Below are 26,697 nucleotides of genomic sequence, written 5' to 3' on the forward strand. Positions count from 1 at the left end.
CGCTCCTCACGCCGGTTGCAATGCGCGAACTACCGCGCCGCGCAGCCCATGCAGCAGTCGCTCATGCCACTTCGGGTTCTGCACCACCTCGGCCCGGTAGAAGCTCGGGCACAGCGTGGCCGCGTGCGCGTTCGCGCCGCACAGCCCGCAGCCCACGCAGCCGTCGATCACGGTGGCGACTGGGTCCACCTTCAGCGGATCGGGGTTGTCCTTGAGCGTGAGCGTCGGGCAGCCCGACAGGCGGATGCATGCGTGGTCGCCATTGCACACGTCCTCATCGACGCCGTACTTCACGCGCACCACGCGCTCGCCCTTCTTCAGCAGCCCGGCAATCCACGGCTTGATACGGCGCTGGCGCTCCAGCTGGCATTCGCCCTCGGCGATCACCACCTTCAGGCCGTTGAAATCGCTGGTGAGCGCCTCTGTCAGCGTCTTGCGCATGCGCTCCACGTCGTAGGTGGTCACGGTGCGCATCCATTTCACGCCCAGGCCCTTGAGCGTGTCCTCGATGGTCTGGTTCTTGTCGACCAGGCTCTGCTGCTTGTCGACGGCACGCTCCTTGATCTCGTCGTCGGGCGTCGAGATGATGTCCTGCGTGCCGGTGGCCGATGTGTAGCCGTTCTTGAAGATCAGCAGCACTGCGTCGTCGTCGTTGAAGAGCGCGCTCTGCACGCCGGTCAGCAGGCCGTTGTGCCAGAAGCCGCCGTCGCCCATGATCGACAGCGTGCGGCGGTTCATCATCGGCGCCACGCCCGCGCGGCTCGCCAGGCTCATGCCGTAGCCCAGGATCGAGTGGCCCATCGAGAACGGCTCGAAGGTGCCGAAGGCATGGCAGCCGATGTCGGCTGCGATGTGCACCGGGCCGGTTTGCTGCTGCGCGAGCTTCAGCGCCGAGAACACCGGCCGTTCGGGGCAGCCGATGCAGAAGCTCGGCGGCCGGTTGGGCAGCGGCGCGCTCAGGCTGCGCGCAACGGCTTCGCGGCGCTCGCGGTTGCCGGCCAACCAGGCCTGCGCCGAAGACAGAGCCTCGCCTGCCTCGATGTACTTCGCGGCAAAGGTGCCGATGCCGCCCGACAGCACCTCGACGCCGTACTCGCCCGCTGCTGGCAGCATGTCCTTGCCGTGCAGCGGCGTCTGGATGTCGCGCCGGCGCAGCAGCGTGGCGATGTCCTGCTCGATGTACTCGGGCTGGCCTTCTTCCACCACCAGCACCGCGCGCTTGCCCACGCAGAAGTCGGCGACCTGTTCGGGCACCAGCGGGTAGGTCACGTTGAGCACGAGGATCGGGATGTCCGTTTCGCCGAAGGCATCGGCCAGCCCTTGCTGTTGCAGGCTGCGGATCAGCGCGTTGTAGAGCCCGCCCTGCACCACGATGCCAAGGTCGGCGTGGCGCTGGCCCGGTATCAGCTCGTTGAGGCCGTGCTCCACGATGTAGCGCCGCGCTGCCGGAATGCGCTCGTCGCCCTTGAGCTTCTCGTGCCGGAAGGTGACGGGCGGATGTGCGAGCCGCATGTAGTCGAAGCCCGCCGGCTCGGTCATCAGCGCGCGGGTCGAAATGGCGGGCGCCATGTTGTCCTTGCATTCGAAGCTGCCGCGCACGTGGCAGGTGCGGATGCGCAGCTCCATCAGGCAGGGCATGTTCGAACTTTCGGAGAGGCGAAAGCCTTCTTCGACCATGCGCACCATCACACCGAGATCGGGCCGCGGGTCGAGCAGGCACATGCTCGACTTGAGCGCGTAGGCATGCGTGCGCTCCTGGATCACGCTGGCGCCTTCGCCGTAGTCTTCGCCCACCACGATCAGCACGCCGCCGGTCACGCCCGGGGAGGACAGGTTCGACAGCGCATCGGCCGCCACGTTGGTGCCGACGATGGACTTCCACGTGACCGCGCCGCGCAGCGGATAGTGGATGGACGCGCCGAGCATCGCTGCGGCCGAGGCCTCGTTGGAGCAGGCCTCGACGTGTACGCCCAACTCGTCCATGTAGGCCTTGCCCTGGACCATCACGTCGAGCAGGTGCGACACGGGCGCCCCCTGGTAGCCGCCGACGTAGGCCACGCCCGACTGCAGCAGGCCCTTGGTGATCGCGAGGATGCCCTCGCCGTGAAAGGTGTCGCCTGCGCCGAGGCGCAGCATTTCCACTTCCTTGCTGAATGAGACTTCCAAGAGATTCGGCTCCGATGTTCGTTGGGGGGAGGGTTCGGGGTGCGCAGTGCCGGCACCGTGCATCCGCCGGTGCTGCACGCCGGAAGAGGGCGTTTATTTGGGAGGCGGCTTGGGCGCCGTGCCGGGAAAGCGCGCCACGTAGTAGGCGAGGGTGTCCAGGTCCTCCGGCGGGACGCGACCCACGGCCTCGCCCATGGCCTGGGTGTAGCCCGGGCGCTTGCCTGTGCGAAAGCCTTGCAGGGAGAGCTGCAGGTAGTCCTCATGCTGCTGTGTGATGCGCGGTACCTGCTGGCCGCCGCTCAGGTCGGCGCCGTGGCAGAGCAGGCAGCGATGTTCCTGGGCCAGCGCCTGGCCGCGCGCCATGCGCGCCGCGTCGGCCGGCGCGGCAGGCGGCGGGGGCGGCACCGCGGGCAGGGTGGCGATGAAATCGGAGAAGCCGCGCAGGTCCTCGTCCTTCATGGTCTTCGCCACCGCCGTCATCGCGGGGTTGTCGCGCCGGCCTTCACGGAAGAGATACAGCTGCGTGATCGCGTAGAACGAATGCTGCCCCGCGAGCACCGGCGTGCCTGCCATGTCGCTGCGGCCGTTGGCGCCGTGGCATGAGGCGCAGAGCTCGGCGTAGCGCTGGGCGTAGCCGCCCTTTGCCGCCTGCGTGCCCTGTGCACCGGCCGACGATGCTGCCGCCGCCATGATCATTGCCGCCATCGCGTGTCGAAAGAGAAGGCCCGCTGGTGTCATCGGCCGCCGTAGCTGATGCGGTAGATCGCGCCGGCGTGGTCGTCGCTCACGAGCATCGAGCCGTCCTTCAGCACCAGAAAGTCCACCGGCCGGCCGAGGTAGGTGTTGTTCTCGACGAAGCCGGTCATGAAGGGCTCGACCTTCGCGCCGCCCTTGCCGTCGGGCCAGGCGACCGCGATGTCGGCGTACTTGACGGTGCGGTTCCACGGGCCGTGGCGTGCGATGAACATGGCGCCGCGGTACTTGGCCGGGAACATCGTGCCTTTGTAGAAGGTGAGGCCCAGCGCGGCGGCGTGCGGGCCGAGCAGCGCGGCGGGCTTCACGTAGTCGTTGCAGCTCTTGCCCCAGCCGAATTCGGAGTCGGCGATGTTGCCCTGGTGGCAGTACGGGTAGCCGAAGTGCTGGTCGGGCTTGGTCACCACGTTCAGCTCGTCGTTAGGCAGGTCTTCGCTGAGCCAGTCGCGGCCGTTGTCGGTGAACCAGAGGTTGCCGGTCTTGGGATCGAAGTCGAAGCCCACCGTGTTGCGCACGCCGCGCGCCACGGTCTCGATGCCGCTGCCGTCGGGGTTCATGCGGAAGATGCGCGCATGCGCGTCGTCGGGCTCGCACAGGTTGCAGGGCGCGCCGACCGCGTAGTAGAGCTTGCCGTCGTGCATGCGCAGGTAGCGCCAGCTGTGGTCCTGCCCGCCGGGCAGCTTGTCGTTGAGCACCACGGGCGTGCCGGGGTTGTCGAGCTTGTCCTCGATGCCGTCGTAGCGAACGATCTGCTTGTGGGTCGCGAGGTAGAGCGCTCCTTTGTAGAACTCGATGCCGGTGGCGAACTCGGTCTTGTCGATGATGGTCTTGGGCTTGCGGTCGCCCTTCTCGGCAATTGCATAGACCTTGTTGCCCACGAAGAGCGTGCTCACGAACACCGTGCCCTTGGCGCCCTGGCGCAGCTCGCGCGCGTCGAGCACGCCCGAGGCCCAGGTCTCGACCTTGAAGCCGGGCGGCAGCTTGAACTTGGCCGTGGGCAACTGGTCGGCCGCGGTCGGAATCGGGAAGGAAGGCACCGGTGCCATGCGCGTGGCGGCTTCGTTCTTCGGCCTGCCCTTGGCCCAGCCAGGCTCTTCGGTGGGCGGCTGCTGGGCCCATGCGGTAACGGCTGCGCAGAGAAGGGCGGCGAGCGCCGCATGCGCGCGGAACGCGCTGAATGCACGAATCGGGGCCATGTCTTGTCTCCTTCTTGTCGTGGGGCTGTCCGGCCGCGGGGCGATCCGGACAACGCCCGCCAGTGTGCGTGGCGCTGCTGCAGCGTTCAATAAAATAATCGAGCTAAGTAATATGAATGGCATGCATATGGAAACGCTCGACCTCAACCTGCTGCGGCTGTTCGACGCGGTCTATCGCGAACGCAGCGTGAGCCGCGCCGCCGAATCGCTGGGCCTCACTCAGCCGGCGGCCAGCCATGGCCTGGGCCGCCTGCGGCTGCTGCTTGCCGATGCGCTCTTCACCCGCGCGCCCGGCGGCGTGGCGCCGACACCGCGCGCCGACCGGCTGGCGGTGGCCGTGCAGGCGGCGCTGAGCGTGCTGGAAGAGGCGCTGCACGAGTCCGACCACTTCGAACCGCTGGTGTCGCGCAAGACCTTCCGCATTCACATGAGCGACATCGGCGAGGGGCGCTTCCTGCCGGCGCTGATGGCGCGGCTGCGCGAGTTGTCGCCGGGGGTGAGGGTCGAGACCATGCCGCTGGCGCCGGGCGACATTGCCACCGGCCTTGATGGCGGCAAGGTCGATTTCGCCTTCGGCTTTCTGCCGCGCGTGAAGGACACCCAGAGCACACAGCTGCTGAAGGACCGCTACATCGTGCTGCTGCGTAAGGACCATCCTTTCGTGAAGCGGCGGCGTAGTGGGCAGGCGCTGCTTGAAGCCCTGCAAGAGCTCGAGTACGTGGCGGTGCGCACGCATGCGGACACGCTGCGCATCCTGCAGTTGCTGAACCTCGAAGATCGGCTGCGGCTGACTACCGAGCACTTCATGGTGCTGCCGGCTATCGTGCGTGCTACTGACCTTGCGGTTGTGATGCCGCGGAACATTGCGCGTGGTTTTGCTGAGGAGGGGGGTTATGCGATCGTTGAGCCGCCGTTTCCATTGCGTGATTTCACGGTGTCGCTGCATTGGAGTAAGCGGTTTGAGGCTGATCCGGGGAATCGGTGGTTGCGGGGGGTTATTACTGAGTTGTTCTCTGAGCGGGTTTGACTGCTGAGTTTGGTTTGCTTCCCGGGGCCGGGACTCGCCCCGGCGGGCGACCTACTTTTCTTTGCTTCGCCAAAGAAAAGTAGGCAAAAGAAAGGCGACCCCACTGTCTGCGACCCCTTCGCTGTGCGAAGGGGCAACCTGCGGTGCTCGCGTTTCGCGGGGTCTCGCCCAAACTCGCTTCGCTCAGACAAGGGCGAGCCCTGATCCGCGAAACGCTGCGCTCCTCGGCGCAGCCAGAGGGGCTTGGAGACAACTCGGGCCTTTGCTTCGCTCGGCCACCATGCCACCGCAGGCGCTGCGCGCCTGCGGTGGTTGGTATTGGCTGTTGGTATTGGATGTTCGGCCGAGCGAAGCGATGGCCTGCTGGGTTCCCCAATCCCTTCTGGCTGCGCCGAGGAGCGCAGACGTAGGAGGGATCAGGGCCGCAGCTGTTTGAGCGAAGCGAGTTCTGCGGACCCCCTCCGGAGTTGAGCACCGCAGGTTGCCCGTAGCGAAGCGAAGGGACGCAGACAGTAGGGTCGCCTTTTCTGTGCTTACTTTCTTTTGGCGAAGCAAAAGAAAGTGAGTCGGCCGCCGGGCCGAGACCCGGCCTCCGCCCTCAGCAAAGAGCACAAAAACAAAAATTGGCCCAGGAATTGCAGCGCCTGCACAAGGGTTTCCCCGTACATGGCATACCGCCCCCCACATACGCGTTATGGGCCCCTCCATATGCAAGACCCCGAACAAGCCGCTAACGTCCATGACTGACCCACAACGGGTCCCCCACGAGCCCAAAAGCATGAGCACCGACAGCAGCAGCCAGATTCACCCGATCCGCTTTTTCCATCGCGGAAAGATCGTCGACGTCACCGGCGTCCACCCGACCCGTTCCGTGCTTGACTGGCTGCGCGAGGACGCCCGCTGCACCGGCACCAAGGAAGGCTGCAACGAAGGCGACTGCGGCGCCTGCACCGTCGTCATCGGCGAACTCGCCACCGACCCGAACGCCCCGGGCGCTGTTGGCGGCCTGAACCTGCAGACCGTCAACGCCTGCATCCAGTTTCTTCCCACGCTGCACGGCAAGGCGCTGTTCACGGTCGAAGACCTCAAGGGCCAGTGCAAGACCGAAAAAACCGCAGACAAGAAGCACCCCGTACACACCCTGCACCCCGTTCAACAAGCCATGGTCGACTGCCACGGCTCCCAGTGCGGCTTCTGCACGCCCGGCTTCGTGATGTCGCTGTGGTCCACCTACGAACACCACCAGGCCGAAGGCACGCAGCCCACGCGCCAGCAACTGGCCGACGACCTCTCCGGCAACCTGTGCCGCTGCACCGGCTACCGCCCGATCCTCGATGCCGGCCAGCGCATGTTCGACCTGCCATCGGTTCGCCTCGACACGAAACCCGTGGTCGCAGCGCTCACCGCCCTGCAGAACGACGGCCTGGACCTGAACTACGCCGCCCCGCTCGGCGCCCGCATCGACCATTTCCACGCTCCCAAGACCCTGGCCCAGCTTGCCGCGCTGCGCGAACAGAAGCCGCGCGCCCAGCTGCTGGCCGGTTCGACCGACGTCGGCCTCTGGGTCAACAAGCAGTTCCGCGACCTGGGCGACATCATCTACGTGGGCGACGTGGCCGAAATGAAGACCATCGAAGACCGCGAGGATGAGCTCTACATCGGCGCGGGCGCCTCGCTTGAATCCGCCTTCACCGCACTGGTCGAGCGCGTGCCCAGCCTGGCCGAGGTGTGGCTGCGTTTTGCCTCGCCGCCGATCCGCCATGCCGGCACCATGGGCGGCAACGTGGCCAACGGCTCGCCCATCGGCGATTCGCCGCCAGTGCTGATGGCACTCGACGCGCAGATCGAGCTGCGCCGCGGCGACGTGGTGCGCCGCATGCCGCTGCCCGAGTTTTATCTGGACTACATGAAGAACCAGCTGCAGCCCGGCGAATTCGTCCAGGGGCTGGCTGTTCCGCATGCCGCGCTGCGCCGCCAGATTCGCGCCTACAAGATCAGCAAGCGCTTCGACTGCGACATCTCGGCGCTGTGTGCGGGTTTCGCCATCGAGCTCGAAGCTGGCAGCGACACGGTGAAGGCCGTGCGCCTGGCCTTCGGCGGCATGGCTGCGACCGTCAAGCGCGCCGCGAATGCCGAGGCTGCTTTGCTCGGCAAGCCATGGACGCAGGCCAGCGTGGCCACCGCCAAGCTCGCGCTCGCGCAAGACTTCAAGCCGCTGTCGGACATGCGCGCCTCGGCCGACTACCGGCTGCAGGTGGCCCAGAACCTCATTCAGCGCCTCTGGCTCGAAACCCGCGCCGAAGACGCCCTGTCGCTGGAAGAAACCAGCGTCTGGAGCGTGATGCCCCACGCGACCCCGGCCACTGCCGCAGGAGTCTGACCATGAACAAGCCCATCGACGCCCGCCTGCTGCAGCCCTCCGAGGCCTTTGCCGACTACCTGACCAACACCGCCGCCCGCATCGACGTGGGCGCCGAAGCGCTGGCGCACGAGCGCGGCATGCGCGTGGGCATCAGCCGGCCGCACGAATCGGCGCACCTGCACGTTGCCGGTGAGGCGACCTACATCGACGACATTCCCGAACTCACCGGCACGCTGCATTGCGCGCTGGGCCTGTCGCCGGCCGCGAATGGTCGCGTCACGGCGCTGTCGCTCGACGCCATTCGCGCCATGCCGGGCGTGGTCGCGGTCATCACGGCCGACGACATTCCGGGCACCAACGACTGCGGCTCGATCATTCACGACGACCCGATCCTGCTGCCCGTGAACGACGGCGGCGAGATCCGCTACCTCGGCCAGCCGGTGTTCGCCGTGATCGCCGAAACGCGTGCCGACGCGCGCCGCGCCGCCGCGAAGGCCAAGGACGCGCTGACCATCGAGGCCCAGCCGCCCGTGATCACGCCGCAGGCCGCGCACGAACGCGGCCAGTACGTGGTGCCGCCGATGCACATCGTGCGCAGCGGCGGTGCCGCCAACGAAGGCGACGAGGCTGCAGTGCGCACTGCCATTGCCAACGCGCCGCATCGCCACAAGGCCACGCTCGACGTGGGCGGGCAGGAACAGTTCTACCTCGAAGGCCAGATCAGCTACGCCATTCCGAAGGAAGGCGGTGCGTTGCACATCCACTGCTCCACGCAGCACCCGAGCGAGATGCAGCACCTGGTGGCACATGCAATGCACCTGCAGTCGAACGAAGTGCATGTGGAGTGCCGGCGCATGGGCGGCGGCTTCGGCGGCAAGGAGTCGCAGTCGGCGCTGTTCGCCTGCGTGGCCGCCATCGCGGCGCGGCAGCTGCAGCGCCCGGTCAAGCTGCGGCTCGACCGCGACGACGACTTCATGGTCACGGGCCGGCGTCACTGCTTCTGGTACGAGTACGAAGTCGGCTACGACGACGAAGGCCGCATCCTCGGCGCAGAGATCACGATGGTCTCGCGCGCCGGTCACTCGGCCGACCTCTCGGGCCCGGTGATGACGCGCGCGCTGTGCCACTTCGACAACGCCTACTGGCTGCCCAACGTGGCCATGCACGGCTTCTCGGGCAAGACGAACACGCAGAGCAACACGGCCTTCCGCGGCTTCGGCGGCCCGCAGGGCGCGATTGCCATCGAGAACATCATGGACTCGGTGGCCCGCGAACTGAAGCGCGACCCGCTCGACGTGCGGCGCGTCAACTTCTATGGCAAGGCAGAGAACAACGTCACGCCGTACCGCCAGACCGTGACCGACAACATCGTCCACGAACTCGTGGCCGAGCTGGAAGCCAGCAGCGACTACCGCGCGCGGCGCGAAGACATCGGGGCCTTCAACAAGAAGAGCACTGTGCTCAAGCGCGGCCTGGCGCTGGCACCGCTGAAGTTCGGCATCTCGTTCAACGTGAAGCACTTCAACCAGGCCGGCGCGCTGGTACACGTGTACACCGACGGCTCGATCCTCGTGAACCACGGCGGAACCGAGATGGGGCAGGGCCTCAACACCAAGGTGGCGCAGGTGGTGGCGCACGAGCTGGGCGTGAGCTTCGAGCGCGTGCGCGTCACCGCGACCGACACGACCAAGGTGGCCAACACCTCGGCCACGGCCGCGTCGACCGGCGCCGACCTGAACGGCAAGGCCGCGCAGGACGCGGCCCGCCAGATCCGCGAGCGCCTGGCCGAGAGCGCGTCCGAGCGCCATGGCGGGAAGGCCAGCGAAGTGCGCTTTGCCAACGACAAGGTCGAGGTCAACGGCCGCACGCTGGCCTTCAGCACCGTGGTGGGCGAGGCGTATCTCGACCGCAAGCAGCTGTGGTCCGATGGCTTCTACGCCACGCCCGGCCTGAGCTGGGACAAGGACAAGATGCAGGGCCGTCCGTTCTACTACTACGCCTACGGCGCGGCGGTGAGCGAGGTGATCGTCGACACGCTCACCGGCGAATGGAAGTTGTTGCGCGCCGACATCCTCCACGACGCGGGCAAGTCGCTGAACCCGGCTGTGGACATCGGCCAGGTCGAGGGCGCCTTCATCCAGGGCATGGGCTGGCTCACCACCGAAGAGCTGGTGTGGCATCCGCAAAGCGGCAAGCTCACCACGCACGCGCCCAGCACCTACAAGATTCCGACCGCCAACGACTGCCCGCCCGTGTTCAACGTGCGCCTGTTCGAAGGCCAGAACTTCGAAGACTCCATTCACCGCAGCAAGGCCGTGGGCGAGCCGCCGCTCTTGCTGCCGTTCTCGGTGTTCTTCGCGATCCGCGATGCGGTGTCGGCCGCGGGCGACCACAGGGTCGATCCGCCGCTGAAGGCGCCGGCCACGAGCGAGTCGATTCTTCGCGCCATTACGGTGGTGCAGACAGCATCGGCCGAATGACAGCGGGCCGTGCTCGCACGGTCCGAGCTTCACTTCCACACCCGGTTTCGCCAAATGCTGCGCTGTATAACTGTTCGCACAGACAAGAAAGGTGTGAACAGCCATGAGAGACCAGGCGCTTTTCGACAAGATCGATCTTCACCTCATCAGGGTGCTTCACACCGTGCTGACCGACCGCAGCGTCTCGCGCGCAGCCATCCGCCTGGGCATGTACCAGCCGGCCGTTTCGGCCGCGCTGAAGCGCCTGCGCGAGCTGTCGGGCGACCCGCTCCTGGTGCGCTCGGGCTCGGGCATGGTGCCGACCGACGCGGGGCTGCGCATGATCGAGCCGGCTGCGAGCATTCTTCGCGCGGCCGAGATGCTGTTCTCGGATGCGCGGGGCTTCGAGCCGCAGTCGGCGGCCACCACCTTCCGCATTGCGGCCAGCGACTACATGGACCCGCTGTTCCTGCCCATGCTGGTGGCGCAGGTCAAGCGCGACGCGCCGCTGTGCCAGATCGAGATCCACGCGCTCTCGCCCGATTCGGACTACCACGGCCACCTGGCACTCGGCCAGGTCGACCTGGTGATCGGCAACTGGCTCAAGCCACCGGAAGACCTGCATATGGCGCGGCTCTTCGGCGACGAGGTGGTGTCGCTGGTCAACAAGGATCATCCGGCGGTGCGCCGCGGCTGGGACCTGGAGACCTGGCTCACTGCAGAGCACATCGCGCCCACGCCCATGCACCCGGGCGGGCGCGGCATCATCGACCAGATGCTCGACGAGCTGGGGCGGCAGCGCAACATCACGGCGCGCTGCGCGCACTTCAGCCTCATTCCGGACATGGTGGCTTCGAGCCTGCTGGTGCTGACCACCGGGCGCCAGTACTGCGAGCGCTTCGCCTCGCGGCTGCCGCTGAAGATTCTCGATTGCCCCGTGGCGCTGCCGCGCCTCATGTACTACCAGCTCTGGCACGAACGCACCCATTCGTCGAGCTCTGCGCGCTGGCTGCGCGAATGCATCAAGGACGTGGCGGCTTCGCTGCGGCCCCCGGCTTCCGCCATACCCGGTGTATCTGGCGCCGTAACGCGCCCGCCCGCCGCCCCTGAAACCCCGGATCCCTGAGAAAACCCCGTTCGCGCCGGCGTCGTGAGTGGGGGAACGATGAAAACCGCCACTACAACAGCTGGAGACAAGCGAAATGAGTACGTTGGAACAGGCGCCGAAAGGCGCCGAGCCCCGCATCCCGGGGCATGTCGAGTCCGCGCGTCCGCGTGCGGCTGTGGGCAGCGCAAGCGGCTCGGGTCTGCTTGAACGCATGTTCAAGCTCAGTGCGCATAACACCACGGTGCGCACCGAAGTCATCGCGGGGCTCACCACCTTCCTGACGATGGCCTACATCATCTTCGTGAACCCGTCGATCCTCGGGGACGCGGGCATGCCGAAGGGCGCGGTCTTCGTGGCCACCTGCCTCATTGCGGCGCTGGGCACGCTCATCATGGGCCTGTACGCCAACTACCCGATTGCCATGGCGCCGGGCATGGGCCTGAACGCCTACTTCGCCTACGTGGTGGTGCTGGGCATGGGCTACACGTGGCAGGTTGCGCTGGGCGCGGTGTTCATCTCGGGCTGCCTGTTCCTGATCGTCACGGTCACGGGGTTGCGGGAGCTTTTCATACAGGGCATACCGCAGTCGTTGCGAACTGCGATCACCGTGGGCATCGGCATGTTCCTGGCGCTCATCGCGCTGAAGAGCGCTGGCGTGGTGGCCGCATCGCCCGCCACTTTCGTCACGCTGGGCGACCTGCACTCGGCGCCGGTGGTGCTGGCGACGCTGGGCTTTCTCATCATCGTGGCGCTCGACAAGCTCAAGGTGCGCGGCGCGATCCTGATCGGCATCGTCACGGTGACGGTGCTGTCGTTCTTCTTCGGCGGCAACAAGTTCCACGGTGTGTTCGATGCGCCGCCGTCCATCGCGCCCACCTTCATGCAGCTCGACATCCTGGGCGCGCTCAAGGGCGGCATCCTGAACGTGGTGTTGGTGTTCTTCCTGGTCGAGATGTTCGACGCCACGGGCACGCTGATGGGCGTGGCCAAGCGCGCCGGTCTGCTGGTGCCGGGCAAGATGGAGCGCATGAACAAGGCGCTGCTGGCCGACAGCGGCGCGATCTTCGCGGGCTCGCTGCTCGGCACGTCGAGCACCACGGCTTACGTGGAAAGTGCAGCGGGCGTGCAAGCAGGCGGACGCACCGGCCTCACGGCCGTGGTGGTGGCGCTGCTGTTCCTGGCCTGCCTGATGATCTCGCCGCTGGCGGGCTCGGTGCCGGCCTATGCCACCGCGCCGGCGCTGCTCTTCGTGGGCTGCCTGATGCTGCGCGACCTGGTCGAGCTCGACTGGGAAGACACCACCGAGGTGATCCCGGCCGCAGTGACCGCGCTGACCATGCCCTTCACCTACTCGATCGCCAACGGCCTGGCCTTCGGCTTCATCACGTACGCCGTGCTGAAGCTCTGCACCGGCCGGGCACGGGAAGTGCATGCGATGGTCTGGGTCATCGCCGCCGTGTTCCTCTTCAAGTTCGCCTATATCGGCGGGCATTGAAGCAATGAACTGAGCGAAGCGCCGTCGGGCGCCGATGGTCGCGGGAGCACGCTATTAAACTGATAGCTGTTCCCGCTTTGTTGCAGTTGAACGAGACAAATCCACGAAACCCGGCATGACAACCCCCAGACTCCAGCTCGCGAACATCACCAAGCGGTATCCCGCGGTGGTGGCGAACAGCGACATCTCCCTGGCCGTGCAGCCCGGCGAAATCCACGCCGTGCTCGGCGAGAACGGCGCCGGCAAGTCGACCCTGATGAAGATCATCTACGGGTCGGTCAAGCCCGACGAGGGCACCGTGATGTTCGACGGCCATGCCGTCAACCTGCGCAACCCGCAGCAGGCGAGGGCGCTGGGCATCAGCATGGTGTTCCAGCACTTCAGCCTGTTCGACACGCTCACCGTGGCCGAGAACGTCTGGCTGGGGCTCGACAAGTCGCTGCAACTGGCCGAGGTTGCGCGCAGCATCACCGCCAAGGCGAGCGAATACGGCCTCGACATCGACCCCTCGCGGCCGGTGCACACGCTGTCGGTGGGCGAGATGCAGCGGGTGGAAATCATCCGCGCGTTGCTCACCAACCCCAAGCTGCTGATCCTCGACGAGCCGACCTCGGTGCTCACGCCGCAGGCGGTCATCAAGCTCTTCCATGTGCTGAACAAGCTGGCTTCGGAAGGCTGCAGCATCCTCTACATCAGCCACAAGCTGCACGAGATCCAGGAGCTGTGCAGCGCCTGCACCGTGCTGCGCGGTGGCAAGGTAACGGGCGTGTGCAATCCGCAGAACGAGAGCACCCAGTCGCTGTCGCGGCTGATGATCGGCAGCGAGCCGCCGCCGTTGCAGCACCGGCCGGTGCATGCGGGCGCAGTGGCGTTGTGCGTCGACGGGCTGTCGCTGGCGCGCGAAGACCAGTTCGGCATGGACCTCGAGGGCATCTCGTTCGAGGTTCGCGCGGGCGAGGTCGTCGGTATTGCGGGCGTCTCGGGCAACGGCCAGCGCGAACTGCTCTACACGCTCTCGGGTGAAGATGTGCGCGCCGAGGCCTCGATGGTCCGGGTGTTCGACAAGCCGGCCGGCCGGCTGCGCCCGCGCTCTCGCCGCGCACTGGGCTTGCACTTCGTGCCCGAAGAGCGGCTGGGCCGCGGCGCGGTGCCGACGCTGGGGCTTGCGCACAACCTGCTGCTCACGCGCAGCGATGCAGTGGGCCGGGGCGGGTGGATCCGCACAGGCGCGCTCGAGCGCCAGGCCAAGGCCATCATCGAGCGCTTCAAGGTCAAGGCCGGCGGGCCGCGCGCAGCGGCGCGTTCGCTCTCCGGCGGCAACTTGCAGAAGTTCATCGTCGGCCGCGAGATCGACGCCAACCCGAAGCTCTTCATCGTTTCGCAGCCGACCTGGGGGGTGGACGTGGGCGCGGCTGCGCTGATCCACGCCGAGATTCTTGCGCTGCGCGATGCGGGCTGTGCCGTGCTGGTCATCAGCGAGGAGCTCGACGAGCTGTTCAACATCTGCGACCGGCTGCACGTGATTGCAAAGGGGCGGCTGTCGCCCTCCATCGACCGCGCGGCCGCCACGCTGCCGCAGATCGGCGAATGGATGAGCGGCTTGTGGCAGACCTCCGGCAACAATGTCGGCCAGAAGGCGGAGGCCGCCCATGCTTAAGCTCGAACCCCGCCCGGAGCTGTCGCGCTTCTGGAGCTATGCCTCGCCGATCCTGGCGCTGCTGATTACCGTGCTGATCGGCGTGGCGCTGTTCGCCGCGCTCGGCAAGGACCCGGTCAAGGGCTTGCTGGTGTTCTTCTATGAACCCATCAAGAGCGGCTACGCCATCGGCGAGCTGATGGTGAAGGCGACACCGCTGCTCATCATCGCGCTGGGGCTGGCCGTGTGCTTCCGCTCGAACGTGTGGAACATCGGCGCCGAAGGGCAGTTCGTGTTCGGCGCCATTGCGGCGGGCGGCGTGGCGCTGCTGGCCGACAAGACCACGGGGCAGTGGATCGTCGCGGCCATCCTGCTGGCCGGCATCCTTGGCGGCATGGTGTGGGCGGGCATCGTCGCGTTCCTGCGCGACAAGTACAACGCCAACGAAATCCTGGTGAGCCTGATGCTGGTCTACGTGGCCACGCTGTTGCTGGGCTACATGGTCTATGGTCCATGGAAAGACCCGAACGGCTACAACTTCCCGCAGACCAAGACCTTCGAGGCGGTCACGCAGATTCCGCGCCTGTTCAAGGGCTCGCGCGTGAGCATCGGGCTGGTCATCGCGCTGGCGGGGGCGGGGGCGCTGTGGGTGTTCCTGTTCCGCACGCGTGCGGGCTTCGCGCAGCAGGTTGGCGGGCTGGCACCAGCGGCCTCGCGCTATGCGGGCTTCTCGGCGCGGCGCGCGGTGTGGATCGCGCTGCTGACTTCGGGCGGCGCGGCCGGCCTGGCCGGTGCGCTCGAAGTGGCCGGGCCGCTTGGCCAGCTTACGCCCTATGTGCCGGCAGGCTATGGCTTCGCAGCCATCATCGTTGCCTTCGTCGGACGGCTGCATCCGGTGGGCATGATCTTCTCGGCCATCCTGATGAGCATGTTCTACATCGGCGGCGAGCTTGCGCAGTCGCGGCTGGGCCTGCCGAAGTCGCTGACCGGTGTGTTCCAGGGGCTGCTGCTGTTCACGCTGCTGGCTTGCGACACCCTCATTGCGTACCGGATCCGGCGCAAGGCCGCAGCTAAAGCCGCCACCATGACCACCGCTTCGCTGCAAGCGAGCACGCCGATCACCGCACCCGTCGCGCGTGCCACCGAAGGGAGCCACTGAACATGGAAAGCTACGCACTCCTGCTCGGCTCCACGCTGAGCGCGGGCACCGTGCTCGCCATCGCGGCGCTGGGCCTGCTCATCAACGAGAAGGCCGGCATCGTCAACCTCGGCGCCGAGGGAATGATGCTGTGCGCCGCCATCGCCGGCTTTGCCACTGTCGTCACCACGCACAACCCCTGGCTGGGCTTTCTCGCCGGCATGGCAGCAGGCGCCTTGCTCGCGGCATTCTTCGGTGTGCTGGTGATCTGGCTCAACACCAACCAGTACGCAACGGGCCTGGCGCTGAGCCTGTTCGGCGTGGGCTTCTCGGCCTTTGCCGGCATCAACTTCGTGCAGGCCAAGCTGCCCGAAAGCACGTCGTACGCGATCCCGGTGTTGAGCGACATTCCGCTCGTCGGCCCCGCGCTTTTCCGCCATCACCCAATGGTGTATTTCGCGGTGGTGCTGACCCTGGCGCTGATCTGGTTCCTGTACCGCACGCGCGCCGGCCTGGTGCTGCGCTCAGTCGGTGAATCGCCCGAGTCGGCGCATGCGCTGGGTTATCCGGTGCGGCGCATCCGCTTCATGGCGGTGATCGCGGGCGGCTCGCTGTGCGGGCTGGCGGGCGCGTACCTGTCGACCGTGTACACGCCGCTGTGGGTCGAGGGCATGGTGGCCGGCCGCGGCTGGATCGCGCTGGCGCTCACCACCTTCGCCACCTGGCGGCCGGTGCGCGTGCTGCTGGGGGCCTACCTGTTCGGCGGCGTGTCGATGCTGGGCTTTCATTTGCAGAGCAGCGGCGTCGACGTGCCCTCGCAGTTCCTCAGCATGCTGCAGTACATCGCGCCCATCGTTGTGCTGGCGCTGATCTCGCGCAACCCGGCCTTCATCCGCGCCAACATGCCGGCTTCCATCGGGAAACCGTTCTACCCCGGCTCATAATCGCGATTCGTTTTTCCGCCAACCTGTCCTTTTGAGGATTTCCGACAATGAATGATCTGAACAAGCGCTCCCTGCTCAAGCTGGCCGCTCTCACTGCGGTTGCTTCGGCGGCCCTGATCGGCTGCGGCAAGAAAGAAGAAGCGGCAGCACCGGCCGCGGCGCCCGCGCCGGCCCCGGCACCTGCTGCGGCCGCTCCGGCACCGGCAGCGCCGCTGAACATCGCATTCGCCTATGTCGGACCGGTGGGCGACGGCGGCTGGACCTTCGCACACGACAACGCCCGCAAGGCGCTCGAGAAGGAATTCGGCGACAAGATCAAGACCACCTTCGTCGAAAGCGTGCCCGAGGGCGCCGACGCAGAGCGCGTGTTCCGCGACATGGTCGGCCAGGGCAACAAGCTGATCTTCGGCACCACCTTCGGCTACATGGAACCCATGCTCAAGGTCGCGGCCGACAGCAAGGAAGTGAAGTTCGAGCACGCCACCGGCTACAAGACCTCGGACAACATGCGCACCTACGACAGCCGCACGTACGAGGGCGCGTACATGGCCGGCGTCATTGCCGGCGCCATGACCAAGAGCAACACGCTGGGCGTGGTCGGCTCGGTGCCTATTCCCGAAGTGCTGCGCAACATCAACAGCTTCACGCTGGGCGCGCAGTCGGTCAACCCGAAGATCACGACCAAGGTCGTGTGGGTGAACGAGTGGTTCAGCCCGCCCAAGGAAACCGAAGCCGCCACCGCCCTCATCAACGGCGGCGCCGACGTGCTGTTCCAGAACACCGACTCGCCCGCCGTGCTCAAGACCGCGCAGGAAAAGGGCAAGCGCGCCTTCGGCTGGGATTCGGACATGACCGCCTACGGTCCCAAGGCCCACCTGGCCTCGGCCACCATCAACTGGGCCCCGTACTACATCAAGGCGACCCAGGAAGCGCTGGACGGCAAGTGGGCCACTGGCCAGGCCTGGTGGGGCGTGAAGGAAGGCGCCATCGACATCGTGTCGATCGCCGAGGACGTGCCGGCCGAAACCAAGGCCAAGGTCGAGGCGGTGAAGAAGGGCCTGAAGGACGGCAGCTTCGTGATCTGGAAGGGCCCGATCCTCGGCCAGGACGGCAAGGAAGTGGTCGCCAAGGACGCTGTGGCCGACGACAAGTTCTTGTCGGGCGTGAACTTCTACGTCAAGGGCGTCGAAGGCAAGGTGCCGGGCGGCGACAAGAAATAAGCTCGCCCCCAGGCTTCGCGCACTTCGTGTCGCTACGCCAACCCCCTACCGGGGGCGACACCTGAGGCCCGGCGGAGCCGGTTCCTCGGTGTGCGCGAATCGGCCACGTTCGCGAGCGAGGGCGCTTATACATTCAAAAGTTCTAACCTCCCGCGCGTTGCGCGGGTTTTCTTTTTTGGGGCGACCCAGTTGAAAAGTCCTCGCGTCCGCTACAGTAACAATTAGTGTCTAATTCGCGTTCCTGCCGCAGCGCAGATCGCGGCCGCAGCACGCTCCGGAGGACTCTCAACGCGATCCATCACGACGAGACTGAAATGCAGGATGCCGTCACCAACCCCACGCACGCAGTGTCGCAATCATCATTGCCGAATCCGTTGGAGATTCCGGGCTACGAGTTGCTGGAGGAGCTAGGCGCCGGCGGCTATGGCACCGTGTATCGCGCGCTGCAGAAGAACACGGGCACCGTGGTCGCAATCAAGGTCGTGAAGCTGCAGGTCGGCAGCCAGCGCGTTGCACGTTTTCACCGCGAGACGAAGCTCTGCGCCTCGCTGCACCATCCGCACATCGTCCAGTTGCTCGACAAGGGTGAGCAGGGCCCATGCGTCTATGGCGTCTTCGAGTACGTGCCGGGCGAAACGCTCACCAGCCTGATCCGGCGCAAGGGCGCGCTGACTGCCACCGAGACCGCTCATCTGATGGCGGAAGTGCTGGACGCGCTGGACTGCGCGCACAGCGCGGGCATCGTGCACCGCGACCTGAAGCCCGACAACGTGATGGTCACCTTCACCGGCGCCGTCCCGCATGCGAAGGTGCTCGACTTCGGCATCAGCACCGTCATTCCCTCGAACAGGGGCGCCGAGTTTCCTACGCTCACGATGACCGACGAGTCTCTGGGCACGCCGGCCTACAGCGCGCCTGAGCAACTGCGCGGCGAGCCGCCCGGCGTCAAGTCAGATATCTACGCTTGGGGCCTGATGTTCATCGAGTGCCTGACGGGCGTGCCCGCCATTCGCGGCGCATCGGCGGCAGAAATTCTTCACCAGCAACTGAGCCCGCAAGAGGTGCCTCTGCCGGCGGAAATCGCCAGCCATCCGGTGGCCTCCGTGCTGCGCCAGGCATTGCGCAAGAAGGCGGCCGACCGCAGCGATTCAGCAGCCACGCTGCTGGCCGAACTCGGGCGCCTGCGGCTTGACGATCTGGTGGGCGTGCTGCGATCGGCGAAGCAGGCGCAAGACGAAGCTCTCAGTCACACCGTGGTCACCACGCGCGGCTTTTCCGAAAAGCGGCAGCTCACCGTGCTGTGCTGCAGCGTCTCCGTCTGGCCGGACGCCGGCGCGGACGAAGAGGGCATCGACGACGCCTTGCCCTCCGACATCGAAAACCTGGAGCTGCTGCAGCGCAACGAGCTCACCCTGTTCGCGGAGACCGCCACGCGGCGCGGCGGATTGCTGGCCGGCACGCTGGGCGACCGGATGATCGTGCTCTTCGGCTATCCGCACGCCAGCGACACCGATGCGCGGCAGGCCGGCATGACGGCGCTGGAGCTGATCGAGCTGAGCCGCCAGCGCTCGGCTGCCATCGAGCAGGCGCACGGCGTGCACCTGGGCATTCGCATGGGCATGCACACCGGCATGGCGGTGGTGGCCGCCGGAGAAATTCCGTCGGGCCATGCCGTCAACGTTGCGGTGCGGCTCGAGGGCGTGGCCGATACCGGCACGCTGCTGGCAAGCGAAAGCAGCTACCGGCTGCTGGGCCGCCATGCGCGCTTCGACAAGGCCGGCAACGTGACCCTGCCGGGGCAGTCCGGCGGCATCCAGACCTATCGCCTGGGCGGTGAACAGCAGGCGCCAGCGCCGCATGGATCCGTGGAGCAGGCACTGCACAACGCGTGCATCGGACGCGAGGCAGAACTGCAACAGCTGCGCGCCGCATGGGCGCAGGCCCGCCAAGGCCACGGCGGCGCGGTGTGGGTCCGGGGCGAGCCCGGCATCGGCAAGTCTTGTCTCGCCGACGTGCTGCGCGAGCAGGTGGCGCAAGAAGGCTGGCAGACCGTCAGCGCGCAGTGCCAGCCCGAAAACCAGAACAACGCGCTGACACCGTTCCTGACGCTGCTGCGCCAGCGCCTCGAAGCCGCACCGGATGCAGCCACGCCCGACGCCCGGCGCGAGCGGCTGCGCGAGGCCCTGCAGGCCGCCGGCTGCGACGCCGAAGCGGTGCTGCCGATCTTCTGCGCTTGGCTGTCTCTCCCACTGGGCGATCGCGCACCCAGCCAGGTGTCTCCCGCGATGCAGAAGGGATTGCTGCTGCAGTCGACCGCACAGTGGCTGCTGCACATGGCCGAGGCGGCGCCGCTGCTGCTCCTGCTCGAAGACGTGCACTGGGCCGACCCCACGAGCATCGAGTTCGTCGAGCAGCTGGTTGCCCAGCTGCCGCAGCAGCGCGTGCTGCTGGTGCTGACCGCGCGGCCCGAATGGGTGAAGCCGACGGCGCTGCAGGCCGAGTGCATCGAGGTGCGTCGGCTCGAAGACGCGCAGGCCGCCGAACTGGCCCGGCAGGCGCTGGCGCCAAGAGTCGCCGCGCAGCAGGTGATCGACAACGTGGTCGCGCGCACCGACGGCGTGCCGCTGTTCATCCAGGAAATGGCGCGCATGCTGCTCGACGCCTACCTGGTGGAACAAGAGGGCGTCTGGGTCTTCAAGGACACGGCCCAGCCGGCTGCCATTCCGGTCACGCTGCGCGACTCTCTGGTCAGCCGCTTCGACCGGCTGGGCTCCGTCAAGGGCCTGCTGCAACTGGCAGCCACCATTGGGCGGCAGTTCGATGCCGAATTGCTGTGCGCCTGTTCGGGCAAGTCGCCCGAAGCGATGGACAAGGACATGGCCGTGCTGCTCGACGCGGGGCTCGTGGCCCCGGCCGGACTGCCGGGCGCTTTCATCTTCCGCCACGCGCTGATTCGCGACACCGCCTACGAATGCATGCTCGACGCGCAGCGCCGGCAGCAGCACCGCAACGTCGCGCAGACGCTGCTGAGCAGCCAGCCGCAGCGCGTGGCGAGCGAGCCGGGCAGCGTGGCCCAGCACTGGGCCGATGCGGGCGAGCACGCGGAGGCCGTTGCGCTGGCCGTGCGGCAGCTGCTCATTACCCAGCACCGCTCGCTGAACGACGAAACCATCGCCTATGCCCAGCACATCGACGGCTGGATGGCGCACCTGGACAGCGCCGCGCAGCGCGAGGCGCGGCTCGACGTGAACAGCTACGTCACGCAGGCCATGATGAACAAGTACGGCTGGGCGCATGCGCAGGTGGTGGACCGCATCGCCCTGTCGCAGGAGCTGCTCTCCGACGACGTGGCGCGCGAGAAGCAGGTGCAGCACCTGTGGACGCTGATCACCTTCCACCACGTCGCGAGCAACCGCGCCGAGGTGCAGCAGCTGAGCAACCGGCTGCTCGACCACGCCACCCAGCAGCAGGACGAGGGCGTGTTCGTCGCGGCGCAAACGTACCTCGGGCTCGCGCACTATTCAGACGGCTATTTCGAGCGCGCCGAGCAATCGCTGACGGACGGCATCGAGCGCTACAGCCCCGAGGCGCACGCGCACCATGCCGCCTACTTCGGCTTCGACACCCGCGTGTGGGCGACCACGGGGCGCGCGCTGGTGCGCTGGTTCGCGGGCCACGACGCGGCCGCGCGCGCCGACGCCACGAACGCCGTGCGCTGGGCGCGCGAGATGTCGCACATTCCGTCGCTGAGCATGGCCCTGCTGTACCAGAGCCTGGGCCATCAGGGCCGCAACGACAAGGCGCGGGCGCTGGTGAGCACGGGCGAGCTGCTCGGCATCACCGAGCGCTATGGCCTGCCGGCGTTCCAGGGCTACGCGGCAATCATTCGCTGCTGGGCCACCGGCGACGTCGACAACATCGCGCAGGCCGACGGCTGGGTGCAGGCGCTGTGGGGCATGGGCTGCCGCTATTGCCAGACCTACTACCGCGCCTTTGCCGCCGACACGCTGGCCGTCAATGGTCGCTGGGGCGAGGCGCTGGAGCGGGTCGACGAGTGCCTGCGCCTGGCGGACGAGCTCAAGGAAGGGCTCTACAGGTCCGAGCTCCATCTGCAGAAGGCCCGCTACCTGCAGGCCTCGGGCGGCGAACACGACGCAGTGGCCGAGTGCTTCTCGCAGGCCGCCAACGTGGCGCGCGAGGGTGCGAAGTACAGAACCGAATACGAGGCCCTGGTGGCGTTGCAGGCACTGGCACCCGCCGGGCACGACGTGGCTGGACGCCTCAAGGAGCTGGCCGACCTGCGGCCGGAACTGCCGTCGCGCATGCCCGTGCATGCGCCTGTTTCTCGAACCATGTCTTGAACCAAGGATGAAGTCACCATGACCTTTCAAAGCCAAGCTGCCGAACCGTTGCTCGAATTCCGTCTTGCCTACCTGCGTGGCATTGCCAAATCGTGGCAGGACGATGCCTACCGCCGCGAACTGCTCGACTCGCAGGACATCCAGCCCATGCTGCACCGCGACTTCGGCTTGCCGACGCTGTGGCCGCAACTCGACGTGAGGCTTTTCCAGAGCCCCAATCCGGACATGCGCGCCGAATGGAAGCCGGTGCTGACCTCCGGCTGGGTCGGCCCCGACGACTCCTTCGTCATCGTGCTGCCGCAGGCGCCGTCGTCGCATGCCACGGAGGCCCTGGCCGCCTACTACCAGCTGTTCCCGAACTTCATGGGCTCCGCTGCTGCCTTCGAAGCACCCGTGCCGCCCCCCGGCATCGTGGGTGGCGCACTGCCCACCGGCCTCGGCATTCCCGGCGGCGGCGATGGTTCGCTGCTGGCGTTCGGCGGCGTGGTGCTGCGCGCGATTGCGCTCGCATGGCAGTCGCCGGAGTTCCTTTTCGACCTGACGCGCGACCCCGATACCGACAAGGCGCCCGTGCTGAGCCAATGGCTGGGCTACAACAACCCGTTCAACTTCAAGATCCTGTTCACGACCAATTCCGCCTTCACGTGGGATGCGGCAAAGGGCGAATGGAATCTGAAGAACGCCGACGGCTCGCTGATCAAGAACGGCATCCTCCTCAACTACCCGACCGCACCGGTGGAAGTGGACATGCGGCCGATCGCGCTCACCTCGTACAACAACACGGGCGACGCCTATCCCTTCACCTGCTGAGTCCGCTGCCGAACAGGGGCAGGCCACGGGCGCGCTGCAAGGCGCCTCGGCCACGCTCCTGCTGACGCTGGCCGCGCGTGCCGACTCCGGCAGCGTGGCCGATGCGTCGGTGTTTTCCGATCCCGAGGCGCGACGCATCGCGGCGTCGCTGCCCTTCGATCTGTCGGCCTATGCGACGGACGCGGCATTCGTCAGGAGTGTGGTCCTGCGTGCCGCACTGTTCGACCGCTATGCGGCCGAGTTCCTCGCGGCCCATCCGACCGGCCTGTGCATCACGTTGGGCGCGGGGCTGTGCACCCGGCGCAGCCGCCTCGGAGCCGCCGTGACTGCGGATTCCCGTTGGCTGAACGTCGATCTGCCCGAGGCCATCAGCCTGCGGGCGCAACACATTGCACGCCATGAGGGCGAGAGCGATCTCGCATGCTCGGTGCTCGACGACGCGTGGTTCGACGCCGCCGGGCTGCCCGGCGAGCGGCCCGTGCTCGCGATGCTGGAAGGCGTCTGCCCCTACCTGCCGCAGGCGCCGCTGGAGGCGCTTCTGCGCCGGTTGGCCGGGCGCTTCGAACACAGCGCGACGCCATGTGTCGTCGTGCTCGACCACGTGCATCCGATGTTCGCGCGCATGCCCATGGAAGTGGGCGGCATGCGGTTGCCAGTGGTGTCGGGCTTCGAGGATGGCGCCCGCATCGCAGGCCTGCATCCGTCGATGCGGGTGCTGTCCGAAGACCATATCTACGCGCAATTCTCGGAACAGCATCGGCTGTTCGAGGCGGCGTTCCGGGCCACGACAGGCGCTTGGCCCTATGGCGTCGTGCGCCTCGCGCTGGGCCTGAAAGACGATGAGTAGCGCTGCGGCGGCGCCGGATTTCTTCGGCGAGGTTTTTCGTTGGCACGACAAGTACCTGCCGCCGGTGGTGTTGCAGGACCGCCTGCTGCTGCCCAGCGAGAACGACTTGCTGGTGCTCGGCTCGCCGGGCGTCATGGCCGTCGAACGCGTGCTGCGCGAGGGCGTCAGCCTCGCCACGTATTGCCGGAACGAAGGCGCGGCCGCGCTGCTCGCGCAGATGCTGCATGCGCTCGAAGCATTGACGCGCCAGGGGCTCGTGCGACCTGTTGCGATGGACGGCGGCGAGCCGTACCTCGTGCCTGATTTTTCTGCGGTGCATGTGCGCACGGCCCTCTCCGCACATGTGGATGTCATCGCGCTGTCGAACGCCATGCGCGACGACGTGGCAAGCGGCTGGGCGCAGGCGTTCGCCGACACCAGCCTCGCCCTCGTTTTTTGCGACGACTACCTCGACCCCCGGCTCGGCACCATCGATGCGCAGCAGCGCGCCTCGGGGCGTCCCTGGCTGCTGGTCAAGCCCACCGGCGAACAGGCCATGGTCGGCCCATTCTTCAGGCTGGGCGCGGCAACGGTCGGCCCCTGCTGGCATTGCCTCGCGCACCGCTGGCTCAGGAACCGGCCGGCGCGCGCCTGGTGGCAGGCGCGGCATGGCATCCCGGGCAGCGGCCTGCCGGTGCGGGCAGGCGACCGGCTCGTCGCCGAACGCCTCGACCAGTTGCTGCCCATCGCGCGGCAAATCGCCACGCACGCGGACGCGCAGGTGCGCACGCTTGATTCGCCGCAGCCGCATTCCGTCGCTGCCCGCCCCCAGTGCCCGCACTGCGGAACGCCGGGGCTCGTGGCGCAGCGGCAACGCGAGCGCATCACGCTGGCGCCAGGTCTGCCCATTGGCCGGCGCGATGGCGGCTGGCGCACGGTGCCGGCCTCGGCCACGGTGGAGCGGCTGGCGCCACACGTCAGCCCGCTGTGCGGCGTGATCGCGCAGATCGCGCCGCTGAACGCCGAGTCCGAGGGCGCGCTGACGGTCTATCGCAGCGAAATCTTCAGGACGCCGCCGCCCGGCGACGATCTTTTGCCCGGCGCGCTGACCCAGATCTGCCTCGGCAAGGGCATGTCGATGGACCAGTCCCGCGCCAGCGCGCTGTGCGAGGCGGTCGAACGCTATGCCGCCTTCCATCAGGGCGACGAAGCCTCGGTCGTGGCCTTCGCCGACGACCTCGATGCGCGCTGCATCCAGCCGCAGGCGCTGGCGCTCTTCAGCGACCGGCAACGCGAGCGATTCGACACGGCGCACAAGCCCCCGCATGCCGTGGCGTCGTCCGTGTCGTCCGGCCCCGCGTGGTGGACGCCTGCCTGGTCGCTCACGGCCGATGAACGCTGTTACCTGCCGCTGGCCTTCTGCTTCGCCCATGCGCCGGCGCAAAGCCAGCGCCACGTCAGCTGGACATCGAACGGCTGCGCTGCTGGAAACACGCGCGAGGAAGCCATCCTGCAGGGCTTTCTCGAACTGGTGGAGCGCGATGCCGCCGCCATCTGGTGGTACGGCGAAGTTCCCAGGCCGGCCATCGACCTTGGCGGCCTGTCCGACGAAATCCGCCAGCGCGTCGAGCGCACCTGCGGCCCGCAATGGGAGCGCTGGGTGCTCGACATCACCCACGATTTCGGCATTCCGGTGGCGGTTGCCATCGGCCGGCATCTGCAAACGGGCGCGTGGGCCATCGGCTTCGGCTGCAGCCCCGATCGCGCGCTGGCCTGCGAGCGCGCGCTCACCGAAATGAGCCAGCTGATCGCGGCGGGCAAGACCTTCGCGATGCAGCGTGCCGCCGGGGAAGCCAGGGAAGAAGGCCCGCCGCGCTTTCTCATGCCGTCGGGCGCGGGCAACGTCGCGCCGACGCCGGCCGCGCGCACGGACATCGCCGAGGAGATCCGGCGCTGCGTTGCCATTGCCGCCGCGCTCGGCCTGGAAACCATCGTCCTGGACCACACGCGCCCCGACATTCCCCTGCACACTGTGAAGGTGGTCGTGCCGGGGCTGTGCCACATCTGGCCTGAGCTGGGCAATCCGCGTCTGTACCGCGTTCCAGTCGCCATGGGATGGCGCGACACTCCGGTGTGCGAAAGCGACCTGAATCCGCAGGCGCTGTACGTCTGATACGGTCCGATTTCAAGAGAAGGAGAAAAGGGAAAGCCGATGGCCATTTTCAGGAACAAGCTCGACGAGCGCGCCATCATGCTGCGACCCGTGCACGCCTTCGGCCGCCGCGCCTCGGCGTGCCAGACGGTGCTGAAGGCGCCGGATGTGTCGCAGGTCCATGCGATGGTGCGGTGGAACAGGCACACCTGGGAAATCGTCGACCAGAGCCGCAATGGCACCACCGTGAACGGCGAACGCCTGCCCAGCGGCCGCTGGACTGCCTTGCCCGTGGGCGCCGAAGTCCGCATGGGCGTAGGCGATGAAACGGCCTGGACCGTGGTCGACCTGGCACCGCCGGTCACCTGCCTTTTCCCGGTCGATGGAAGCAGTGCCCCGCTGGCGCTGGGCCTGCGCGAAAACCTGCTGCCGGACGAGCACCAGCCCGAAGTGAACGTGTATTTCCAGGACGGCAGATGGATGCTCGAGCACATCGACGGCATCGAGCCCCTGAGCGACGGCGCCATGGTCCGCACCGCGGTTCGCACCTGGGAGTTCGTGCTGTGCGACGACCTCGCGTTCACTTCCGAGAACCCGATCACGCCGTCGGCGCCGGGCTCTGCATCGGCGGATGTCGCGCTGCACTTCAACGTCAGCCAGAACGAGGAGCACACGAGCCTGAGCCTGGTTGCGGAGGGCAAGTCGGTGTCGCTCGGCGAACGCATCCATCACTACACCCTCGTCACGCTCGCGCGCGTGCGCCAGAAAGACGCGCAAAGAGGAATCGCGCCGCAGAGCCAGGGCTGGATCGGGCTGGACGAACTGTCGCGCATGCTGGGCGTGGAGCCCTCGTACGTGAACATCCAGATCTTTCGCGCCAAGCACCAGATCCTCAATGCATTGCCGCCCCATCTGGCCGAGCCGCCGCTGGTCGAGCGGCGTCGCGGGACCGTGCGGCTGGGCAACTATCCCTTCGAGATCCAGGGCGGTGCACAACCTGTGTAATCGTCTGTAATTCCATTCGATCCCTGCGCTCCCTAGAGT

The 26,697-nt window shown here is 67.1% G+C and carries 17 protein-coding genes; 14 read left to right on the forward strand and 3 right to left on the reverse strand.

Translation table 11 applies throughout. The features are described 5' to 3' along the window. Positions 1-6: 6 nt before the first annotated feature. From NWF24_RS07120 to NWF24_RS07130, 3 genes are all read right to left on the reverse strand, one after another. On the reverse strand, positions 7-2,166 hold the full coding sequence (locus tag NWF24_RS07120; protein WP_258353575.1) for an indolepyruvate ferredoxin oxidoreductase subunit alpha: 2,160 nt from the start codon (positions 2,164-2,166) through the stop codon (positions 7-9). A gap of 93 nt (positions 2,167-2,259) precedes the next feature. Beyond that, entirely contained in the window at positions 2,260-2,871 is a 612-nt protein-coding gene (locus NWF24_RS07125) for a c-type cytochrome (protein WP_258353576.1), read from the reverse strand. A gap of 29 nt (positions 2,872-2,900) precedes the next feature. Then, entirely contained in the window at positions 2,901-4,115 is a 1,215-nt protein-coding gene (locus tag NWF24_RS07130; protein ID WP_258353577.1) for a PQQ-dependent sugar dehydrogenase, read from the reverse strand. Between the two features lie 121 nt (positions 4,116-4,236). On the opposite strand from NWF24_RS07130, the gene NWF24_RS07135 reads away from it, so the two are divergent. The 14 genes from NWF24_RS07135 to NWF24_RS07200 all read left to right on the forward strand — a co-directional run bounded on the left by NWF24_RS07135 (position 4,237) and on the right by NWF24_RS07200 (position 26,658). Continuing rightward, positions 4,237-5,142 carry a LysR family transcriptional regulator gene (locus tag NWF24_RS07135; RefSeq protein WP_258355254.1) on the forward strand — a complete coding sequence of 302 codons (906 nt, stop codon included), beginning with the start codon at positions 4,237-4,239 and terminating at the stop codon, positions 5,140-5,142. A 778-nt stretch (positions 5,143-5,920) separates the two neighbouring features. Continuing rightward, the gene (gene xdhA / locus NWF24_RS07140) at positions 5,921-7,522 is read left to right on the forward strand and encodes a xanthine dehydrogenase small subunit (protein ID WP_258353578.1); all 1,602 of its coding nucleotides are present in this window, start codon (positions 5,921-5,923) and stop codon (positions 7,520-7,522) included. 2 nt (positions 7,523-7,524) lie between these two features. Beyond that, positions 7,525-9,984 (forward strand): xanthine dehydrogenase molybdopterin binding subunit, encoded by a 2,460-nt coding sequence (gene xdhB, locus NWF24_RS07145; RefSeq protein ID WP_258353579.1) that lies wholly within the window; start codon positions 7,525-7,527, stop codon positions 9,982-9,984. Between the two features lie 103 nt (positions 9,985-10,087). Then, the gene (locus tag NWF24_RS07150) at positions 10,088-11,089 is read left to right on the forward strand and encodes a LysR family transcriptional regulator (protein ID WP_258353580.1); all 1,002 of its coding nucleotides are present in this window, start codon (positions 10,088-10,090) and stop codon (positions 11,087-11,089) included. A 76-nt stretch (positions 11,090-11,165) separates the two neighbouring features. Further along, positions 11,166-12,566: an NCS2 family permease gene (locus tag NWF24_RS07155; protein ID WP_093058841.1), complete on the forward strand. Its 1,401-nt coding sequence runs from the start codon at positions 11,166-11,168 to the stop codon at positions 12,564-12,566. A 115-nt stretch (positions 12,567-12,681) separates the two neighbouring features. Then, positions 12,682-14,223: an ABC transporter ATP-binding protein gene (locus NWF24_RS07160; protein ID WP_258353581.1), complete on the forward strand. Its 1,542-nt coding sequence runs from the start codon at positions 12,682-12,684 to the stop codon at positions 14,221-14,223. After that, entirely contained in the window at positions 14,216-15,361 is a 1,146-nt protein-coding gene (locus NWF24_RS07165) for an ABC transporter permease (protein ID WP_258353582.1), read from the forward strand. The genes NWF24_RS07160 and NWF24_RS07165 overlap by 8 nt, the downstream gene beginning before the upstream one ends. Positions 15,362-15,363: 2 nt before the next feature. After that, on the forward strand, positions 15,364-16,284 hold the full coding sequence (locus NWF24_RS07170) for an ABC transporter permease (RefSeq protein ID WP_093058838.1): 921 nt from the start codon (positions 15,364-15,366) through the stop codon (positions 16,282-16,284). A gap of 47 nt (positions 16,285-16,331) precedes the next feature. Next, the gene (locus NWF24_RS07175) at positions 16,332-17,504 is read left to right on the forward strand and encodes a BMP family ABC transporter substrate-binding protein (protein ID WP_258353583.1); all 1,173 of its coding nucleotides are present in this window, start codon (positions 16,332-16,334) and stop codon (positions 17,502-17,504) included. A gap of 314 nt (positions 17,505-17,818) precedes the next feature. Next, positions 17,819-21,865, forward strand: coding sequence for a TOMM system kinase/cyclase fusion protein (locus NWF24_RS07180; RefSeq protein ID WP_258353584.1), 4,047 nt, complete (start codon positions 17,819-17,821; stop codon positions 21,863-21,865). Between the two features lie 18 nt (positions 21,866-21,883). After that, positions 21,884-22,675 (forward strand): BMA_0021/BMA_0022 family TOMM bacteriocin, encoded by a 792-nt coding sequence (locus NWF24_RS07185; RefSeq protein ID WP_258353585.1) that lies wholly within the window; start codon positions 21,884-21,886, stop codon positions 22,673-22,675. A gap of 94 nt (positions 22,676-22,769) precedes the next feature. Continuing rightward, complete coding sequence (locus NWF24_RS07190; protein ID WP_258353586.1) at positions 22,770-23,522, forward strand: class I SAM-dependent methyltransferase; 753 nt, start codon at positions 22,770-22,772, stop codon at positions 23,520-23,522. Next, the gene (locus NWF24_RS07195; protein ID WP_258353587.1) at positions 23,515-25,674 is read left to right on the forward strand and encodes a TOMM precursor leader peptide-binding protein; all 2,160 of its coding nucleotides are present in this window, start codon (positions 23,515-23,517) and stop codon (positions 25,672-25,674) included. The genes NWF24_RS07190 and NWF24_RS07195 overlap by 8 nt, the downstream gene beginning before the upstream one ends. A gap of 39 nt (positions 25,675-25,713) precedes the next feature. Beyond that, a complete protein-coding gene (locus NWF24_RS07200) occupies positions 25,714-26,658 on the forward strand; it encodes an FHA domain-containing protein (protein WP_258353588.1) in 945 nt (314 codons plus the stop codon). Positions 26,659-26,697 lie beyond the last annotated feature (39 nt).

The sequence above is a fragment of the Variovorax paradoxus genome (genome assembly GCF_024734665.1).
In the GTDB taxonomy this organism is placed as follows: Bacteria; Pseudomonadota; Gammaproteobacteria; order Burkholderiales; family Burkholderiaceae_C; genus Variovorax.

Bases quoted from the DNA above. Each gene is read 5' to 3' on its own strand.
- NWF24_RS07125 (WP_258353576.1), bottom strand. From the start codon at position 2,871: ATGGCGGCAATGATCATGGCGGCGGCAGCATCGTCGGCCGGTGCACAG.
- NWF24_RS07130 (WP_258353577.1), bottom strand. From the start codon at position 4,115: ATGGCCCCGATTCGTGCATTCAGCGCGTTCCGCGCGCATGCGGCGCTC.
- NWF24_RS07135 (WP_258355254.1), top strand. From the start codon at position 4,237: ATGCATATGGAAACGCTCGACCTCAACCTGCTGCGGCTGTTCGACGCG.
- xdhA (WP_258353578.1), top strand. From the start codon at position 5,921: ATGAGCACCGACAGCAGCAGCCAGATTCACCCGATCCGCTTTTTCCAT.
- xdhB (WP_258353579.1), top strand. From the start codon at position 7,525: ATGAACAAGCCCATCGACGCCCGCCTGCTGCAGCCCTCCGAGGCCTTT.
- NWF24_RS07150 (WP_258353580.1), top strand. From the start codon at position 10,088: ATGAGAGACCAGGCGCTTTTCGACAAGATCGATCTTCACCTCATCAGG.
- NWF24_RS07155 (WP_093058841.1), top strand. From the start codon at position 11,166: ATGAGTACGTTGGAACAGGCGCCGAAAGGCGCCGAGCCCCGCATCCCG.
- NWF24_RS07160 (WP_258353581.1), top strand. From the start codon at position 12,682: ATGACAACCCCCAGACTCCAGCTCGCGAACATCACCAAGCGGTATCCC.
- NWF24_RS07165 (WP_258353582.1), top strand. From the start codon at position 14,216: ATGCTTAAGCTCGAACCCCGCCCGGAGCTGTCGCGCTTCTGGAGCTAT.
- NWF24_RS07170 (WP_093058838.1), top strand. From the start codon at position 15,364: ATGGAAAGCTACGCACTCCTGCTCGGCTCCACGCTGAGCGCGGGCACC.
- NWF24_RS07175 (WP_258353583.1), top strand. From the start codon at position 16,332: ATGAATGATCTGAACAAGCGCTCCCTGCTCAAGCTGGCCGCTCTCACT.
- NWF24_RS07180 (WP_258353584.1), top strand. From the start codon at position 17,819: ATGCAGGATGCCGTCACCAACCCCACGCACGCAGTGTCGCAATCATCA.
- NWF24_RS07185 (WP_258353585.1), top strand. From the start codon at position 21,884: ATGACCTTTCAAAGCCAAGCTGCCGAACCGTTGCTCGAATTCCGTCTT.
- NWF24_RS07195 (WP_258353587.1), top strand. From the start codon at position 23,515: ATGAGTAGCGCTGCGGCGGCGCCGGATTTCTTCGGCGAGGTTTTTCGT.
- NWF24_RS07200 (WP_258353588.1), top strand. From the start codon at position 25,714: ATGGCCATTTTCAGGAACAAGCTCGACGAGCGCGCCATCATGCTGCGA.